At 66.0% G+C, this 17,752-nt stretch carries 16 protein-coding genes; 10 read left to right on the top strand and 6 right to left on the bottom strand.

All coding sequences use genetic code 11. The features are described from left to right. The first annotated feature begins 54 nt into the window (after nucleotides 1–54). The gene (locus Pla175_RS05655; protein ID WP_197527289.1) at nucleotides 55–660 is read left to right on the top strand and encodes a signal peptidase II; all 606 of its coding nucleotides are present in this window, start codon (nucleotides 55–57) and stop codon (nucleotides 658–660) included. Between the two features lie 37 nt (nucleotides 661–697). Here the strand turns inward: Pla175_RS05655 and Pla175_RS05650 are convergent, their stop codons facing one another. The 4 genes from Pla175_RS05650 to Pla175_RS05635 all read right to left on the bottom strand — a co-directional run bounded on the left by Pla175_RS05650 (nucleotide 698) and on the right by Pla175_RS05635 (nucleotide 6,006). Further along, nucleotides 698–1,186, bottom strand: coding sequence for a putative immunity protein (locus tag Pla175_RS05650; RefSeq protein WP_231954202.1), 489 nt, complete (start codon nucleotides 1,184–1,186; stop codon nucleotides 698–700). 226 nt (nucleotides 1,187–1,412) lie between these two features. Beyond that, the gene (locus tag Pla175_RS05645; RefSeq protein WP_145281962.1) at nucleotides 1,413–2,420 is read right to left on the bottom strand and encodes an HlyD family secretion protein; all 1,008 of its coding nucleotides are present in this window, start codon (nucleotides 2,418–2,420) and stop codon (nucleotides 1,413–1,415) included. Next, entirely contained in the window at nucleotides 2,407–4,263 is a 1,857-nt protein-coding gene (locus Pla175_RS05640) for a hypothetical protein (RefSeq protein ID WP_145281960.1), read from the bottom strand. Before Pla175_RS05640 ends, Pla175_RS05645 begins: the two co-directional genes overlap by 14 nt. Before the next feature lie 51 nt (nucleotides 4,264–4,314). Continuing rightward, nucleotides 4,315–6,006: a MotA/TolQ/ExbB proton channel family protein gene (locus Pla175_RS05635; RefSeq protein WP_145281958.1), complete on the bottom strand. Its 1,692-nt coding sequence runs from the start codon at nucleotides 6,004–6,006 to the stop codon at nucleotides 4,315–4,317. Nucleotides 6,007–6,423: 417 nt separating this feature from the next. On the opposite strand from Pla175_RS05635, the gene Pla175_RS05630 reads away from it, so the two are divergent. From Pla175_RS05630 to Pla175_RS05590, 9 genes are all read left to right on the top strand, one after another. Then, entirely contained in the window at nucleotides 6,424–7,830 is a 1,407-nt protein-coding gene (locus Pla175_RS05630; protein WP_145281956.1) for a hypothetical protein, read from the top strand. A 68-nt stretch (nucleotides 7,831–7,898) separates the two neighbouring features. Beyond that, the gene (locus Pla175_RS05625; RefSeq protein WP_145281954.1) at nucleotides 7,899–8,990 is read left to right on the top strand and encodes a M24 family metallopeptidase; all 1,092 of its coding nucleotides are present in this window, start codon (nucleotides 7,899–7,901) and stop codon (nucleotides 8,988–8,990) included. A 194-nt stretch (nucleotides 8,991–9,184) separates the two neighbouring features. Further along, nucleotides 9,185–9,769 carry an acetyl-CoA carboxylase biotin carboxyl carrier protein gene (gene accB, locus Pla175_RS05620; RefSeq protein ID WP_145281952.1) on the top strand — a complete coding sequence of 195 codons (585 nt, stop codon included), beginning with the start codon at nucleotides 9,185–9,187 and terminating at the stop codon, nucleotides 9,767–9,769. Between the two features lie 173 nt (nucleotides 9,770–9,942). Beyond that, nucleotides 9,943–11,289: an acetyl-CoA carboxylase biotin carboxylase subunit gene (gene accC / locus Pla175_RS05615; protein WP_145281950.1), complete on the top strand. Its 1,347-nt coding sequence runs from the start codon at nucleotides 9,943–9,945 to the stop codon at nucleotides 11,287–11,289. Between the two features lie 35 nt (nucleotides 11,290–11,324). After that, nucleotides 11,325–11,561: a DUF4160 domain-containing protein gene (locus Pla175_RS05610; protein WP_145281947.1), complete on the top strand. Its 237-nt coding sequence runs from the start codon at nucleotides 11,325–11,327 to the stop codon at nucleotides 11,559–11,561. Then, nucleotides 11,542–11,850: a DUF2442 domain-containing protein gene (locus tag Pla175_RS05605; RefSeq protein ID WP_145281945.1), complete on the top strand. Its 309-nt coding sequence runs from the start codon at nucleotides 11,542–11,544 to the stop codon at nucleotides 11,848–11,850. Before Pla175_RS05610 ends, Pla175_RS05605 begins: the two co-directional genes overlap by 20 nt. A gap of 190 nt (nucleotides 11,851–12,040) precedes the next feature. Continuing rightward, nucleotides 12,041–13,111 carry a restriction endonuclease gene (locus Pla175_RS05600; RefSeq protein WP_197527288.1) on the top strand — a complete coding sequence of 357 codons (1,071 nt, stop codon included), beginning with the start codon at nucleotides 12,041–12,043 and terminating at the stop codon, nucleotides 13,109–13,111. Nucleotides 13,112–13,250: 139 nt separating this feature from the next. Further along, on the top strand, nucleotides 13,251–13,493 hold the full coding sequence (locus Pla175_RS05595; protein ID WP_145281941.1) for a hypothetical protein: 243 nt from the start codon (nucleotides 13,251–13,253) through the stop codon (nucleotides 13,491–13,493). Between the two features lie 131 nt (nucleotides 13,494–13,624). Then, entirely contained in the window at nucleotides 13,625–14,230 is a 606-nt protein-coding gene (locus tag Pla175_RS05590) for a redoxin family protein (RefSeq protein WP_145281938.1), read from the top strand. Nucleotides 14,231–14,369: 139 nt separating this feature from the next. On the opposite strand, the gene Pla175_RS05585 is transcribed toward Pla175_RS05590, so the two are convergent. Both Pla175_RS05585 and Pla175_RS05580 read right to left on the bottom strand, forming a co-directional pair. After that, entirely contained in the window at nucleotides 14,370–15,557 is a 1,188-nt protein-coding gene (locus Pla175_RS05585) for an MFS transporter (protein ID WP_145281936.1), read from the bottom strand. A 105-nt stretch (nucleotides 15,558–15,662) separates the two neighbouring features. Next, a complete protein-coding gene (locus Pla175_RS05580; RefSeq protein WP_145281934.1) occupies nucleotides 15,663–17,603 on the bottom strand; it encodes a hybrid sensor histidine kinase/response regulator in 1,941 nt (646 codons plus the stop codon). Nucleotides 17,604–17,752 lie beyond the last annotated feature (149 nt).

Here is a 17,752-nt window from a genome sequence, read left to right as displayed (position 1 = left end):
TCTGCGGCTCTGTGGTAGAACCTCCTGGGTCGTTCCCAAGCAAGGAAACCAGTGGTGAGCACGGACGCCCCGACCCCCACGCGCATCCCCGCCAGCCGGTACGTGGTGTTTGCCACGCTGGCCGCGGCCGGGTGCGCCATCGACCTAGCCACCAAGCACTGGGCCTTCGCTCAGCCGTCGCTGGCGGGTGGGGCCATCCTGTGGTGGATCGACGGCATCGCCGGCGTGCAGCGCAGCCTGAACGAAGGGGCGCTGTTCGGCATGGGCCAGGGCGCCACGCCTTGGTTTGCCGCGCTGAGCGCCTTGGCCGCCGTCGCGATCCCCATCTGGCTGTTCGGGCTGCGGGTGGCCCTCGACCTGTGGATGACCGTGGCGCTCGGCCTGGTGATGGGGGGCGTGCTGGGCAACCTGTACGACCGCGTCGGCATGCCGGGCCTGGTGTGGGGGGTCGACTGGCCGCACGAGCCGCGTCACCAGATCGGCGAACCGATCTACGCCGTGCGTGACTGGGTGCTGTGGCAGGCCAGCGACCGCTGGCGTTGGCCCAACTTCAACATCGCCGACGCGCTATTGGTGGTGGGCGCCGGCATGCTGGTGCTGCGGGCGAGCTTCCCTGGGCAAGAAGCAGCCCCCGAGTCGCCGAGCCCCAACCCCCAGTAATCGCGCCGACGGCGGCCGCCAACGCCCGCCCGCCGGCCTACGGCTGCCGCTCTCCAAACCGCCTATGGATGCCCGAGACCACCAGCTCCCGCACTTCCGCCGGCAGCCGCTGAAGCAGCCAGGCCCGCTCGCCGTCGACCGACCCGCCCGCGGCTGCGATCCCCTTGAGTGCGTAGTAGTACGGCCCCAATGAGTGATCAGCCATGTGGGCGGTAGCAACCGCGTGGCCGGCGGCCCGCGCCGCTGCGATTGCCGGCTTGTTGGTCGTGGCGCGGGCCGCGGCATGGGCGGCGACCGCTGCCTTCTGGGATTGGCTGACAGAGACCTCGCCGCGAGACCACCCGCGGGCCGTCGCGATGGCAGCGCCTGGCCGGTCGTCTTCTGGGCAAGCGGCCAGAAACAGCGGCAGCACCCGCTCGGCGCAGTCAGCTGCCCAAGCGGCCAGCAGGCGGTGCTGAACGATCCCGAGCGGCCCGCCCCGGTGGACGGCAATGAAGCGTTGGTCGCGCACGTATTTATCTCTCAAGCGAGGAACACCGTTAGGCTGAGGAACACGAGAGAGGCCCCCCTGCGGGCGAGCCGTCGGCGTCAGCCGCCGGAGTGCGCCACGCCAAACCGCGGTGCGTCACACAAAACGCAGCGCCTCCCGAAGCGCCCGAGTGCGTCTCGCGTCGCAATCGCCGACGCTCCGGCGGCTGACGCCGACGGCTCGCCAGCAGTGTGCTGCCGGCGGCGCTGCGCTACCCACCCGGCTACTGCGCAGAGCTCTTGCTGCCGCTCGGCGAGCCCCCGATCAGCACGCCGTCCGGCAGAGGACGGGCGGCCGTGGCGTAGCCCCACTCGAAGAGCTGCTTCTTGAGCGTGCGGAACTCGTCGAAGCTGTCGGAGTAGGTCCACACGGTCACCGTGGTGCTCTCGGGTCGGCGACGCGCCAGCATCGCGGCCAGCAGCGAGTCGCGGCGGATGGCGTCTTCGACGGGGACGCCCATCGCTTCGGTCTGCGGCTGCAGCTCGAACCCGACGCTGCGGACCATCGTGCCGGTGCCGCGGCCCGGGATGCTCACGGTCCCCTTCTGCAGCCCGTAGACCATCCGGTACCCATCGATCGGGCCGACCCAGCCCTCCACCTCGTCGCGGTCCTGCAGACGCCACAGGTTGTCTTGCATGTCGCGTTTGGCGGTGGCCAATAGCGCTTCGATCGGCACAATGGACACCCGGCCCCCGGCCAGGCGGAGGTGGACCTCGTCGCCGCTGACGGTTTCGGCGAGCGGTGTTGGGAGGCTCTCCATCGTGGTGACCTCGGTCGCGAGCGACGCCACCGCTACCTGCTTGCGTGCGAGCCGATCGAGCTCCAACTGGGCGTCGCCCAACTGCCGGCGTTGGTCGAAGTTGCGCCGCTGGTTCTCTCCCAACTGCTCGCGTTCGGCGGCGATCGCTTGTTCCAGCTCGGCGATGAACTTGACGGTCTCGTCCCGCTCTGCCTCGCGGAACGCCACGTCGGCCTGCGACGCGGCCCCCTTCTGCGCCAGTTGCGCGTTCTCGCGCAGCGTGGCGCGGGCCCGCTCGAAGGCCGCTTCGATCTCGGCCTCGGTCGGCCCGGCGGCAACCGCCGGCGCGGGGCCGTCCGATGCGGCGTGGTGCGACGCGCGGACCCCCACCACCATCACCAAGAGGATGAGGATGCCGACGATGTTCGCGATGACGTCGAGGAACGAGTCCTGACCTGCGAACTCTTCTTCGGTCGACCTAGCGCGTGCCACGAGACCCCTCCGGGGAAACGTTGCCTGCGGTCGCCGGCGCCGCGTCGGCGTAGTTCACGTCGAGACCCATCTGACGCAGCATCCGCGCCAGCCCGCCCGCGCGTGCGGCGCCCTCCGGAGAGGCGCTGATCGTAACCACCGGCCTCCAGGTGAGCCCACGCCCGGCCGCGCCCCACGAGTCGATCTCTTTGCGGATCGCGTTGGCGAAGGTCTCCGAGTCGTTCTTCGCGTCGGCGAACGCCCGCGCGCGGCCTTCCTCTGGCACGATCGACACGCGGTCGGCCTCGACAAACAGCCTTACCGGCCGGCGGATCGAGACCACGTCGGGTCCGCTGACGCCGGTCTTGGTTAGGCCGTTCGTGTTGTTGCGTTGGTTCATATCAAACGAGGCCGAGGCGCCCCCCTGCGACGGCTCGCCCGACTCGCTGCTGGGCTTTCCTCCGGGGCCGCCGGTTGCGCCGGCGGCGCTAGCGACCGCGCCGGTGGGGGGCGACCCGCCGGGCTGCTGTTGGCTCGGCTGGGGTTGCCCCGCCTGAGCCGCACTGGGCTGCTGGGCCAGCTTGTCTGGGCTCGCGTTGGCTGGGTCCTTCGACCCGGTCGCTGCGTCGCCACGTTCTGGGCCTTGCTCGCCCGGGGCGCCCGGCTCGCCCGTTTGTGTTGAGGGGTCCCTCGCGGGGCCTTGCGCGCCGGCGACCCCCGCCGCCGCGAACCCGCCGCCGGCCATTCCCGCGGGCGATCCTTCGGCCGCGGTTTGCTCGCCAAAGGCGCCCGGCCCTTCGTCGCCGGCGAGCGGGGCGCCGAAGCCTGCGCCCGCTGGGCCCCCCATCACGTCTTGGTCGTACGGCTGAGGCTCGCCGCGTCCGCCGGACGAAGCGAAGCCACTCCCACCAGCGCCGTGCCCCCCGCCGCCGTAGGCGCGTGGCATCGCCCGGGCCAGCATCTCGCGACGCGAGCGGGCGCTGTCGAGCGCCTGCTGCTCGGCGGCCGCGAGGTCGGGGTTCGGGGTCGGGTAGGCGAGCTCCCAATCGGCGTTCACGAGCTCGTAGCCGAAGTCGGAGTCCCACGCCCGGATCGCTTCGCGGACACGGTAGTAGTCGGCGATGCCGTCGGGGCGGACGATCAGCAGCGGGTAGGGCTCGATCTCGGGGTTGTAGCCGTCGCCGCCGTCCAGACGCCCGTAGTACTCCTTGGCAGACCGCAGCACGGCCGCCAACGGGTTGCCCACGCCCAGCGGCGGCGTGAAGTCGTCTGGGCCCAGCTCGACCCCTTCGGGCTGCAGCGTCACGCGGTCCTTGCGGCACTCGATGTACACCGGCCGCCGCAGGGTGCCGCTGCGCCCTTTGTAGGGGACGATCGAGTAGCTCTTGGCCTGCTTGTCGCGTTCTGCTTCAAGCTGCTCGATCTCCTGCTTAGTCTGTTCGATCAGCTCGCGGAGACGCTGGAGCTCCCGCTCGGCCTGTGCTCGGTCGTCGAAGTGCTCCTCGTCAATCTGCTGCAGCTCGGCCAGCGCGATCTTGAGCGACTGCAACTGGTCGTGCATCCGACGGATATGGTCCTCCAAGTGTCGGAGCCGCTGCTGGTCGTCTTTGAGCTTGCCGGACAGCCCCGCTTGCTGCTGATCGGCACGCTGCTGATAGGCGTTGATCTGCGCCATCCGCTCGATCCGCTCGGCGGCGGCCGGGTCGTCCGCGGGCTTCGCCTCGGCGAGCTCCCGCTGGCTCCGAGAGACGTGGCTCATGGCGACCAATAGCACCACCAGCGCCCCCATGGTGCACAGCAGCACCGCGAGGAACGGGAAGAGCGACACCGCGCTCGAATGGTCGGACTGGCTGGCGCGGCTCATGGCGGCTCAGGGGTGCGGGATCGGTCGGTCGCAGACGTCGGGCGGGCGGGCTCAGGCCGCCTCGCGACGCGGCGCCGTTTCGCTGACGCCTCGCCCGACTCGGGCGCTCAGCAGTTGGATCGCCGCCGACAGGCTCAGGAGCGTCTCCTCGAAGTTGTGCGCCCGTCCCAGCGCGTCGAGGTTGCGGTTGAGCGAGTTCTCCAGCTTCTGGACCTGCCCGGTGGAGTCGACCACGCGGAGCAAGACCTCGCCCTGTTTGACGAGCTGCTCCTGGTGCTCCACCGCGGCGCCGGCGGTCTCCACCAGCGCCACCTGCATCTCCTTCAGCAGCGCCTCGCTCTGTTGGATCAGCTTCTCCTGACGATCGGCAGAGACGACCATCGCTTCGCCGAGCGCCGCCTCGACCTCGGAGAGGTGCTTGCGGTTCTCGCTCGCCAGGTCCTGCTCGGCCTGGGTGAGCAGCTCGCCGTGACGCTGGAGCGCCTCGACTAGCAGCTCGGCCATCTTCTCGAGCCCCTGGCTGAGCCGGCCCACCAACTGCTGCGCGCCCGACTCGAGCTGCGCGGCGTGCCGCACCGCCCCTTCGGTCAGGGAAGCGGCGTGGGTTTCTGCGGTCTGCGCCAGCGTCGACACACGGTCGGTCAGCCCCGCCATCTGACGGTCGAGGGCCGCGGTGAGCAGTTCGCCGTGGCGCGCTGCGCCGTCGGACAACGCCGAGGCGTGCGCGCCCAAGCTCTGTTCCAACCCGGCCGAAATGGATTCGGTGAGCAGCTCGCCGGTTTGTGCCGCGGCGCTCTGCCAGTGCTGGCCGGCGGCCTCAACCGTCTGGGCCAACGCGAGACGCGACTGCTGTGCCGCGGACTCCCACTGCAGGCGTTGCTCGTCGACGGTGGTCCGCCAAACCTCGGCCTGGCGGGCGGCCATCGTTTCGACCGCGCGCACCACGTGGTCGCACATCCGGCCGATCGAGGCCACCTGCGGGTCGCTGCCGGTGCCCAGTTGCTGGAATCGCCCCGTCACCTCGTCGAACGCCCGCTGGTTCACGGCGGTCAGCAGGCCTTCTTCCGTCCGCTCCACAAAGAACTTCACGAGCATCAGCACGATCGACAGCGACAGCGCCAGGGCCGTGGTGTCGAACGCCACGCCCAGGCCGGCGGTGACGGTGGTGAGCGACTTCTCTAGCGCCTCGGGATTGAGGTTCATGATGGCCAGCGTGATGCCGATCACCGTGCCCAGGAAGCCGAGGATCGGCACGGCCCAGATGACGATACGCGCCAGCGCGTAGCCGGCCGACATGCGGTCGGCGTCTTGTTCTTCGAGCCGACGCAGGTGGGAATCGAGGTCGTCCGCGGAGTCTTTGCGGCGGACGTACTCCACGACGTCGCGGAGCCGACGCACTAAATACGACTGCTGGAACCTGGCCGGGGCCTCGTCGAGCTGCGCCAGCAGGCGCGCGGCGTCCTCAACCGGCTGTCCGCCGGCGGGGGGCGGATCGAGCAGCCTGCGCGTGAGCACGCTCATCTGCCCCAGCACGCCGCTCAGGCGCATCAGCAGCGCAGCGGCGCCCACGAAGAAGAGCGCCATCGTGACGTACTCAACCGGGTCGCGTGTGGTGTACCGCATCAAGAGCGGCGATGCGATCACTCCGCTGAGCACCAGGGCGTAGAACCCCAGGCAGGCGAGCCCGCCCCACACCAGCGGCAGCTTGAGAACCCAGTCTGCAATTCGCGTGATTTTCGACACCGTGGCGTCCTTCGTTACCGGTTGATCGGTCGGGGCGTGGGCGTAGACTCCTCCGCCCAATCGTCCTAATCGGCGCCACCCCTACGGTCGAATGAGCCCGTTTTGGCTTCGACCGTCCCGACAGCCGCTTCCCGGTGGGCTTTTACGCCCTTTCGCCGATCCGCTCTAGTCAGAATCGCCCCGCTGGCGCCGCTGGCGAGCCGCAAACGCCGCGGCCGGGGCTCGGCAGAATTCTTGACCATCAGGCGCTGTCGGCTAGCATGAAGGGAGACCGACTGGGCATCCGCCCGTCGCGCTCGTCCCACCCCGCTTCAGACCCCCCGGTCCACCCACTTCAACATGCTTCACCGAAAGTGCGCTCCTGCGTGGGTCTGGCTGCGTTCGCTGCTAGCGGCATCACTTTTCAGCTTGCTTCTGTTGAGCGAAGCAGAAGCGCTGGTCATCGCGGGGGACCCGAGTGCTTCCTCGCAACGGCCAACCGACGATCCGGGATGGACCAACGTACCGGTCGGCGGCTCGCAGGGGATGATCTACATTGGCAATAGCTGGGTCCTGACGGCGCGGCACGTCAACAACTTTCAGTCTCAAGCGTTGCACCTTGAAGGCGGTTCTTACAACGTTGTGCCGGGAACCGAGGTGCGTCTGAAGAACCCCACTTCAGGGGGCTACTCGGAGTTCTCCGACCTGTGGATGTACCGCATCGACGGCAAGCCCGAGGCAGACGACCCCAACGTCAAGCCAATATCGATCGCTACTACAGGGCCCGCAGTTGGTCAGCAGTTGACTGTCATCGGACGGGGAGGGATCAAGAATAGCATCCGCCCGTTCGATAGCAGCCAAAGCGTGCTGAACGATTCGGTCGAACTGAGCTATGCCGTTGACAAGAAGAACCTCTCGGGAGCAGCCTGGACTTGGTCGCAGGAGTACGTTGAAGGAGACCCCCGCATAACCCCGGGAAACCCGCAGTACGACCCTGTACTCGCCGCGTCCTTGAACGTGCGGGCCGTGCGCACCACCAATGCGGTAGCAGATATCGACAATGCGGAGGAGACCCGCCGCTGGGGTCGAAACGTCGTTTCAAACGTCGGCCAACTGTTCAACCAAGGGTCGTCCGCAACGATCCGTCTTACCGATCCAGCGCGCGGCGACATCGTGGCCCGGGCTTTTCAGTTCGATCTCGATGGCGGAATTGAGCACGAAGTGACAGCGCTTGGCGGCGATTCTGGGTCCGCAGTCTTTTGGAAGAATGGCCAGGGCCAATGGAAGCTGGCCGGCATCATCCACGCAGTCAAGTTCTACCAGCCCGGCTTCACGCCTAATTACGACATGCTGAATATCCCGGTCCAGTACGCGTTCGACGACATGCTCGTCTTCTTCTCGGACCTCGCCTCCTACAGCACCGACATCAACAAGCTGCTCTCCAACGACTACTCCTCCTACTCCAACCTGGGCCTGTACGGGTATTCCAAACTGGGCGACGTCAACCTCGACGGCGTCGTCACCGGCGATGGCAGCGGTTCGGCCGCGACGGACGATATCTCGGCCTTCATCGCCGGGTGGCGGAGCGACAACGGCTCCGGCGTCGGCGACATCTTGAGCTGGAAGAAGGGCGACCTCAACTTCGACGGCCTCACCGACCTGCAGGACTTCGCCCTGCTCCGCGTGGCGTTCGGCGGCACGATCGGGGCCTCGGCCACCCAGGCCATCCTGGGCGTCGGCGCCGTGGGCGTCCCCGAGCCGTCGGGCATCGCCACCGCCCTGCTGGCGGTGCTAACGATGGGCGCCTGGCGGGCCCGGGCCGCGGCTCGGCGGGTTGAAGCCTAGCCGCCGGGGCCGGATACTCGGGCCGCTCCGTTAGCAGCACGCCCATCCCCCCCAAGCCCCGCTGGCCGATGAATCCGCTTGAACCGCGCCGCAAGAAGCTCCGCCAACTCGTCCGCAAGGCCAAGGTCGACGCGCTGCTGGTCTCCGACCCGCTGAACGTCACCTACCTCACCGGCTTCACCGGCGACAGCGCCTACCTGCTGATCTCGCAGGACGACGAGCTGCTGGTCACCGACTCGCGGTTTCCGCTCCAACTCGCCCAGGACTGCCCCTGGCTGAAGCTGGTGGTGCGCGAATCGGGCCAAAAGATGAAGGCGACCCTGGTCGACGTCTTCGCCAAATGGGGCCTCGGCAAGGTCGGCGTCGAGGGGGGAACGATGACCGTCGGCGAGTACAACGCACTCTCCGAGGCCCTGACGGACGTCGCGCTGGAGCCGTGCGACGGGCTTGTGGAACAGCTCCGCGGGATCAAGGACAAGCAAGAGATCGACGCGGTGCGCTTGGCCTGCGATCAGGCCCGCCGCGCGTTCGAGGTGGTCCGGGCGGGCCTCCGGCCCGACATGACCGAGCTAGAGGCCGCCGCAGAGCTCGAGTACCAGGCGCGCAAGTTCGGCGGCCGGGGGCTGAGCTTCCCGCCGATCATCGGCGTCGGCCCGGGGGGCGCCCTGCCCCACTACGGCCCGGCAAACGTCCGGTTCGGCGAGGCCGACTTTGCCCTGTTCGACTGGGGCGTCAATTCTGGCTGGTACGTCAGCGACATCACGCGCATGGTGGTCACCGGACGCGTCACCGACCGCTTCCGAAAGCTCTACAACGTCGTCCTAGAAGCCCAGCTCACCGCGATCGAAGCGATCAAGCCCGGCGCCAAGCTCCAGGACGTCGACGCGGCCGCCCGCAACGTTATCGAGGCAGCGGGCTACGGCAAGAACTTCCGCCACAGCCTCGGTCACGGCATCGGCCTGCGGGTCCACGAGGGGGTCCGGCTGGCGCAGGGGGAAGAGGGGCTGCTCGAAGCCGGGATGATCGTCACCGTCGAACCCGGCGTCTACTTCGAGGGCTGGGGCGGGATCCGCATCGAGGACGACGTGCTGGTGACCCGCACCGGCAACGAGGTGCTGACCACCGTCCCGAAGCAGCTCGAGCAGTGCGTGCTGAACTAGGAGTCGGCACTCGGTCACCCCGCTTTTTCGGCGTATGCCGGCCGGTTGCCGGCAGGCCGATGCTCGCCACAACGCCCTCCTGATTGGCTACGCTTCCGCGACATGGCGCGAGAGGTTCTCCCCCGCCTGAACCCGTTCCCCCTGCGTGAGTTAGGGCTTGCCGCCCTGGCCCGCTCGGGTTACGCTGCCGGACTATGGCCACCGCAAAAAAACAACCCGCGTCGGGGTCCCGTACGGGCGCCGACGCCAGCGCCGGTCCGACCGACGCAGCGAAGGATCAAGCAGCGTGTTCCGGCCCCGAGCAGGGTTCGGGTGGGGGGGGCGTGTTTAGCGTCCGCCGCGTCCGCCGGCTCGTGCAATTAATGAACCGGCACGGCCTCGCCGAGGTCGACCTCCGGCAGGGCCAGCAGCGTATCCGACTCCGCAAGACGGTCGAGGCGGCCCCCGCCCCGCCCGCCAGCTACGCTCCACCGGCAGCGGCCCAGCCCGCGGCCCCCTCCGCCCCGCCGGCCGCCCCCGCGGCCCCGGCCGTCGACGCCTCGCTGCACACCATCACCAGCCCGATGGTCGGCACGTACTACAACGCGGCCAGCCCCGACGCCGCCCCGTTCGTCAAGGTCGGCGACCAGGTCGGCCCCGACACCACCGTCTGCATCGTCGAAGCGATGAAGGTCTTCAACGAGATCCCCGCCGAGTGCTCCGGAAAGATCATGGCGGTCCTGGTAGAAACCGGCGAAGCCGTCGAGTTCGGCCAACCGATGTTCCGCGTCCAGAAGTAGCCCCTCTGTATTTTCATCACAGAGCCACCGAGACGAAGAATAGGACACGGATTCCCACGGATGAAACGGATCGACGCGGATACCTGGGAATATCATTCTGAATCCGCGTCATCCGCGATCATCCGTGTCCCATTCTTAGCTGCTCAGTGGCTAATTCCGTAAGCTGAGCCCTCATGTACCAACGGATCCTCGTGGCCAACCGGGGCGAGATCGCCCTGCGGATCTTCCGGGCCTGTCGTGAGATGGGGATCGAGTCGGTCGCGATCTACAGCGAGGCGGACCGCGGCGCCCACTACCTGACGCTCGCCGACGAGGCGATCTGCGTCGGCCCCGCCAAGGCCTCCGACAGCTACCTCAAGATCGCCAGCGTGATCAGCGCCGCCGAGGTTGGCAACGTCCAAGCCATCCACCCGGGGTACGGGTTCCTAGCCGAGAACGCCCACTTCAACGAGATCTGCCGAAGCTGCAAGATCGACTTCATCGGCCCCTCGCCCGAGGCGATGGCCCAGTTGGGCGACAAGAACACCGCCCGCTCGCTCGCCCGCAAGGCGGGGGTCCCCGTGGTGCCCGGCAGCGCAGGAGTGATCGAGACCGAAGAGGAAGCCCTCCGCTTCGCCCACGAGGTCGGCTTCCCGGTGCTCATCAAAGCGACCGCCGGCGGCGGCGGCCGCGGCATGCGTGTGGCCGGCAACGACCTGTCGCTCAAGAGCGCCCTGCAGCAGGCCCGCAACGAGGCCGAGGCCGCCTTCGGCAACGGCGCGGTGTACCTGGAGAAATACATCGAGCACCCCCGCCACGTCGAGGTGCAGGTGCTGGCCGACCAGCACGGCGCCGCGGTGCACCTGTGGGAACGCGACTGCAGCACGCAGCGTCGCCACCAGAAGCTGATCGAAGAGAGCCCCAGCACCAGCATCAGCGAAGAGACCCGCCAGCAGATGTGCGAGTCGGCTCGCAACCTCATCCTCACCGCCGGCTACCACAACGCCGCGACGGTAGAGTTCATCGTCGACGGCGACGGCAACTTCTACTTCATCGAAGTGAACGCCCGCATCCAGGTCGAACACCCGGTCACCGAGCTGATCACCGGCATCGACCTCATCAAGGCCCAGATCCGCATCGCCTCGGGCGAGCCGCTGTGGATCACCCAAGACCAAGTCCCGCGCAACGGCCACGCCATCGAGTGCCGGATCAACGCCGAAGACCCGGCCCGCAACTTCCAGCCCTCGCCGGGCCGGATCGAGCAGCTCATCGCCCCCGGCGGCTTCGGGGTGCGCTTCGATTCGCACGCCCACGCCGGCTACGTCGTCCCCCCCCACTACGACTCGATGATCGGCAAGCTGCTGGTCCACCGCGCGACGCGCGAAGAAGCCATCGCCACAATGCTCCGCTGCCTAGCCGAGCTCAAGATCGAGGGGATCAAGACCACCACCCCCCTGCACCGCGAGATCCTCAGCCACACGGCGTTTGTCGAGGGGCGGATTGATACGACGTTCGTTGAGCGGACGTTTATGGGGCAGTAGTGGCCCCACGCGGGGGTGGACCGTAGGATGGAGCAATGCCGACAGTCTATCGGACCGGTCCTTACCGGCTGTTCTTCTACGCCGGCGACCGAGACGAACCGCCGCACGTCCATGTCGAACGCGATAACTGCGAGGCCAAGTTTTGGCTCGATCCGGTGCGTATCGCGCGAAGTCACGGATTCGCTGCAAACGAAGTCAATGCCCTCGAAAAGATGATCGCCGGAATCGAAGCCGCCCTACTGGAGAGCTGGAATGAGTTCTTCCACGGTTGAAACGCCGACCCCGACAGCCACGAACGTTCGGGTCGATGAAGATACGCTGTTCGTATCTCTTTCCGATGGCCGTTCCATTTCTGCGCCGATCGCTTGGTATCCACGCCTGCTACACGGCACAACCGAGCAGCGCGGGCACTGGAGATTAATTGGGGGCGGAAACGGGATTCACTGGCCGGACCTCGACGAAGACATCAGCGTGGTCAACCTGCTCGCGGGCCAACCCTCGGGCGAGAGTCAGGCGTCGCTGAAGCGCTGGCTGGCCAAAATCGGCGGACGGACACCATAACGACCGAAGGGACTCCCCCCCTGCACAGCGAACTCCTCAGCCACACGGCGTTCGTCGAAGGGCGGATTGATTCGACGTTCTTCGAGCGGACTTTCAAGTGACATAGAGCAAACATTCCACGCTCAGGCTCATTACACTCGCTGACCGTATGTCGATTGACTGTTCTTCACCATCTGTGATTTCACCTGACATGGATCACACCGACGCGATAGCTCTATTCATTTCTCAGCTCGACGGCGATCCGCGAGTCGCAGCAGGGGCAGCGAATGGACTTTTAGCAATTGGCAAACGATCGCCGGAGTCCATTGCGCCGCACCTGAAGCTACTAGGACGCTATGCTCGATCTCGGCATCCGCACGTTGCATGCGCCGCCATAGAATGCCTTGGACTGATCGGAACAGTGGAATCACTCAAGGCGATTGAAAGTGCGTTCTTAAAATGCGACCCCGCCATACTTCGCAAAAGGAACCGCCCGGAGGGACTTGTTTACCGAATGGGTGAACTCATAGTCACTGTGCTAACAGAATACGACGACGATCGAGATTCAGATGCGCACATAGCGGCCATAAATGCCCTATTCACAATCATAGCTCGCGAAGATTGCCCGCATTTTGTTCGGGGCTATGCCATTGATTTTCTTTGTCTCTATGTCACGTATTGCAGAGAAAACTACGACATCGACCCAAAGGTCCCACAAGAAGTTTACGCAACCGTCGGAAGGCTGGCGAGCGGATCGGACAAGAAGCTTGCGGCGCTGGCGATGACTTTTATCGGTACGTTTTCTGGGCACATTGCAAAGTACACAAAGTCTACAAAGACATCGAACATTCAGGTTCGCATTGATTTCTCAAAATCTCGGATCATCGACATCATCAAGGAATACGGGCCACACCGTTTCTCGATGGTGCATCCTGAAGATTTTGAGACGATTATGTCGGCCGTATTCTTAAAGGATGGGTACAGCATCGAGAAGACGGCGTATGTTGGCGACTACGGTGCAGACTTCGTTGCGACCCGAGCACCGCAACGAGTTGCTGTCCAGGTGAAGCGCTACGCGGAATCGACGCTCGTGTCCGTATCTGACGTAAACCAAGTTCTCGGTGCAAAACAGTTCTACAAGTGCAACAGTTGTACCGTGATTACAACTTCTCACTTTACAAAGCCCGCCATTAATCTCGGAGTTCGTGCGGATGTTGACCTATGGGGATGGTCGAAACTTGGCTTGGAAGTCAAACGGCTATTTGGAGTTGAAATTAGATGAAGGCCCAGCAACGGGCCACTTTTTGCATTCTTGGCGGAGTGATCGCCACGTAGTTCTAAACTGCCTTCGGCCGACCTCTCATCGACGTGACTAGCTTCACCCGATCTAAGTACGCCTTTATATTGCCTACGAAGGAACTATGCAGAATATCATCTCGACAATTAATGACGACGGAACGTATGGGCTTTACGTGGCGGAGGATTTTGTGAAGTTGGTACAGGACCGGCTCGATCAAAATGGCATCGAATGGCGGCGAACGGATGTACGAATGGGATATACAGACTACAACAGCGGCCAATCTGCAGACTTCGGACAATTTCAGCTTGTCTCGGAAGTCGGTGCGGACAGATTCTTGGAAATCGTGCGAATCCTGCGCAAGTGAGTTGCGTTGGGCGTGATCGAGCAGGATGCGATGTCCACACTAACCTGCGAAAGCGTTGCTCGGCCGGCCCTGCCGCTGTCCAACACGGCTGAGCTAACGCAGTATAGTTCTCACAACTTGAGACTGCTTCCATGAGCCACCACACGCTTCGTCTAACCGCCCTATTGTTTTGTGTCGCCACACCCACCAGCGCCGCCCTCGCACAACCCGCCGCCCCGACCAAGACCAATCCCACGCCGCCGAAGGTCGGCGACGAGGCCCCCAGCTTCAAGCTGCTCCCGTACAACGCCAAGCCGGGGCCGCAATCTGACGAGTCGCTGGTCGAGCTGGCCGGCCTGCTGGAGCAAGGCCCCGTCGTGCTGGTCGTGCTGCGGGGCTACCCCGGCTACCAGTGCCCCGCCTGCTCGGCTCAGGTCGCCCAATTCGTCGCCAAAGCAGACGCCCTCGGCAAGGCGGGCGCAAGCGTCGTCATGGTCTACCCCGGCCCAAAGAACGAGCTAGCAATGCGGGCTTCCGAGTTTGTCGGCGATACGAAGCTCCCCAAGAGTTTTCATCTGCTGATCGATCCGGCCTATAAGTTCACGAACAAGTACCACCTGCGTTGGAAGGCGCCCCGCGAGACGGCCTACCCCGCGACGTTCGTGATCAACTCCGAGGGCGAGATCGTCTTCGCCGAGGTGAGCCAGTCGCACGGCGGGCGGACGAATGTTGCGGCCGTGCTGGAGACGCTCGACTGATCGCCCCGAGCAGATACGTCGACCACGCATACTTCGGATCTGGCTCTCAGCGATCAGCTCTCAGCGGTCAGCTTGGTAGAGGTTAACTGACAAGCTGGAACCTGATGGCGGACCGCTGGCCGCTTTATCACGTCGCACGTCACCGTCGGTCGAGCAACAAGTACCCCACCGGCAGCACCCCCGCCATCACGAACGCGCCGTACCAGGGCAGGCTGGGGCTCACCGCGTACAGCGCCGTGCCTACCAGCGGGGCGAGCACCAGCGCCATCGAGATGGTCATCGCCATCAGCCCCATGTAGGCGCCCCGGTTCGACGCGTCCGACCGCCCCGCCGCGTACGTGAAGCCGAACGGCGCGGTCAGCATCTCCCCCATCGTCCACACCAGCACCACGCCGATCGCGAACGGAAACGTCCGGCCGAGGGCCGTGAGCCCGAACCCGAAGCAGACGATCAGCGTCCCCACGGCGATCAGGTGCAGCGTGCGGTGCCGGGCGACGGCGTTGATGAACACCATCTCGAAGCAGACGATGGTCAGCGTGTTCACCGCGAACAGCAGCCCGATCTGCGACTCCTCGAACCGGTACTCGTTCTTCCAGTACAGCGGCATCGTCGAGATCAATTGGAAGAACACGATCGCCGAGGCGAGCTGCAAGCCCAGGTACCATAAGAACGTGCGGTCGCGCAACGGCCCGGCAGAAATGTGCAGCGGCGCCGGCTCGTTCGGCCTCAGCCCGACGACCAACTGTTTGCGGAACAGCACGATGGCCGTCAGCCCCCCCAGCGCCGCGAACGTGGCGTTTACCCAGAACAGCAGCCGGTAGTCGTAGTGCGCCAGGATCCCGCCGACGGTGGGCCCCACGCTGAAGCCCAGGTTGAACGCCAGCCGGTTCAGCGCGAAGGCCCGTGGCAGCACCTCCGGTGGGCTCAGCAGGCTCACCGCGGTGGTCACGGCGGGGCGTAGGGCCTCGATCACCACGCTCAGGTACAGCAGCGCCAGACAGAGCCCGAAGAAGGTGGTCGTAAAGGGGATCGCCAAGAACCCCGGCGCGCTCAGTAGCAGCGACCCGGCCACCACCCGCAGCGCGCCAACCCGCTGGGCAAGCCGCCCGCCGAAGTACGAGCCAAAGATCGCACCGGCGCCGTAGACCGCCAGCATCCGCCCCGCCGCGGGCTCGGAGTAGCCCTGCTCCTGATTGAGGTAGACGGCCAGAAACGGCAGCACCATCGTCCCACACCGGCTCACCAGCAGCACGGCCGTCAGCAGCCACACCTCGCGCGGCAGCCCGCTGAAGGCGACTCGGTAGGCGTGGATGGTCTTGGCGAGCATGGTTCAACCGTAGACGCGGCGGGTGGGGACCACCGGGTCCGACCGATGGGCGCTAGCAGAGAGTCGTTGCGGGGCTCAAAGGTTCGCCGCTGGCGCCACAGCGGGCTAGGGGCGGCTCCCCGCGACGGGGGCCAGCAGCCCAAGCAACTCGTTGAGGTCCACCGGCTTGACTAGGTGGACGTTGAACCCCGCGTCGAGCGCCTTCTGGCGGTCTTCGGGCTGCCCGTAGCCGGTCAGCGCGATCAGGAGGGTTTGCTCGAAGCCCGCCTCTGCACGGAGCCGGCGAGCCACCTCGTACCCGTCGACGCCGGGGAGCCCGATGTCGCAGACCACTACTTGCGGCTTGAACGGCCGCGCCTTCTCGATCCCGGCCAGACCATCGTCCGCGGTCAGCACGACGTGCCCCTCGGATTCCAGACACTTGACGATGGGGAACAGGGCGTCGCGACGGTCGTCGATCAACAGCACCCGCAGCGGCCTGGCGGCCGGCGGGTTGCGGCCCGGATCGGCGTCTGGTTTGGCGTCTGGTTTGGCGTCTGTCGGGGGGGATGGATCGGCCGCGGGCTCACACAGAGGCAGCTCGATCGTGAGCGTGCTCCCCTGCTCGGGGCCTTGGCTGGTCGCCCAGACCCGGCCGCGGTGCAGCTCTACCAGACCATGCACGATCGCCAACCCCAGGCCCAGTCCCCCGAGGCTGCGGTCGAGCGACGCGTCTGCTTGGGAGAACGGCTCGAACAACGCGCCGAGCGTCGCTTCGTCCATGCCGATGCCGGTGTCGCGAACGGTGATCTGCGCGACTCCGGCGCCGGGGTCGCCCTCGAGCCGCACGCAGATCTCGCCCCCCCTGTGGGAGAATTTGGCGGCGTTCTGCAGCAGGTTCTGCACGATCTGACGCAGACGTTCGCGGTCGCCGCGACACCATAAGGCGCCGGTCTCGACGTCGACTGAAAGCCGCAGGTCTTTCTCTTCAAGCTCGCGGCGGATGTCTTCGGCCACTTCGATCAGCAGCGCCCCCAGGTCGAGCGGCTCACGCCGGATGCGCACCTTGCCGCGTACGATCCGCGACACGTCCAGCAGGTCGTCCACCAGGCGGTTCATCAGCCGGGCCTGGCGGTCGATCGTGCGGCGAGCCTCTGCCTGCTCGGGCGTCTCATCGCCGATCCGTTCGAGCAGTTGCAAGCCGCCGATCACCGACGCCAGCGGGTTGCGCAGCTCGTGGCTCAGGGTGGCGAGGAACTCGTCCTTGCGGCGGTCGGCGTCCTGCAACGCCTGGTCAAGGTCTCGCAGCTCCGTGATGTCCGTGTTCGTCCCGAACCAGCGGACCACCTTCCCGGTCGCGTCGCGGATCGGTTTAGCCCGAGAGAGAAACCAGCCGTAGCCGCCTTCGGCAGAGCGGAGCGGGAAGGTGTCCTCCCACGGCTCTCCCGCCTCGACGTACGCGGCAAACTTCTCCACCACGCGGTCAACATGGTCTGGGTGGTGCACGCTGCGCCAGCCCCAGCCCCGCATCTGCTCCAGCTCCGTGCCGGTGTATTCAAACCAACGCCGGTTGTACCAAAAGATCGATCCCTCGCCGTCCGCCATCCAGGCGAACTGCGCGATGTTGTCCGCCAGGTCGCGGAACCGCTCTTCGCTCTCGCGCAGCTCGCGCTCGGCCTGCTTGAACGCGGTGACGTCTTGGATGTGGGCGAAGTAACCCGCAACGACCTCCCCCTCGCGGTGCGGCACGAACTCGATGCGTACGTCGCGCGGGCCGCCGTGCCGATAGGCCATACGCCGGTCGACGGTGACGCGCTCGCCCGCAAGCACACGCTGGACCTCTCTGTCGATCGAGCGGGCCGCCTGCTCTCCCACCACCTCCTCGATGCGCCGCCCGACCACGTCGCCGTTGTCGAGCCCGAACCACGCGTGGTACCCGGCGTTGGCGAACCGGTACACGCCGCCGCGGTCGATGTAGCAGATCAGCACCGGCAGCGAGTCGAGCATGAGCCGGAACTGCTCATGCCGGGCGTCGAAGTCCGGAGAATCGGGCGCCGTAGAGAACACGCGGGTAGCTCAACTAGAGGGCGGCGGGCCGGCGTGGGCAAACATGGTTCTAATTCCTTGTCGACTTTACCCGACGGGTCGCGGAGTGTCACCGTACGGCGCCCGCCGACCCGGGGGTCGAATGGTTCTGCGCTCCCAGATCTTAGGCG

Origin of the sequence: Pirellulimonas nuda (assembly GCF_007750855.1) — a bacterium.
In the GTDB taxonomy this organism is placed as follows: Bacteria; Planctomycetota; Planctomycetia; order Pirellulales; family Lacipirellulaceae; genus Pirellulimonas; species Pirellulimonas nuda.
Note: the sequence above shows the minus strand (reverse complement) of the source record. Positions and strands in the feature narration are given on the sequence as shown.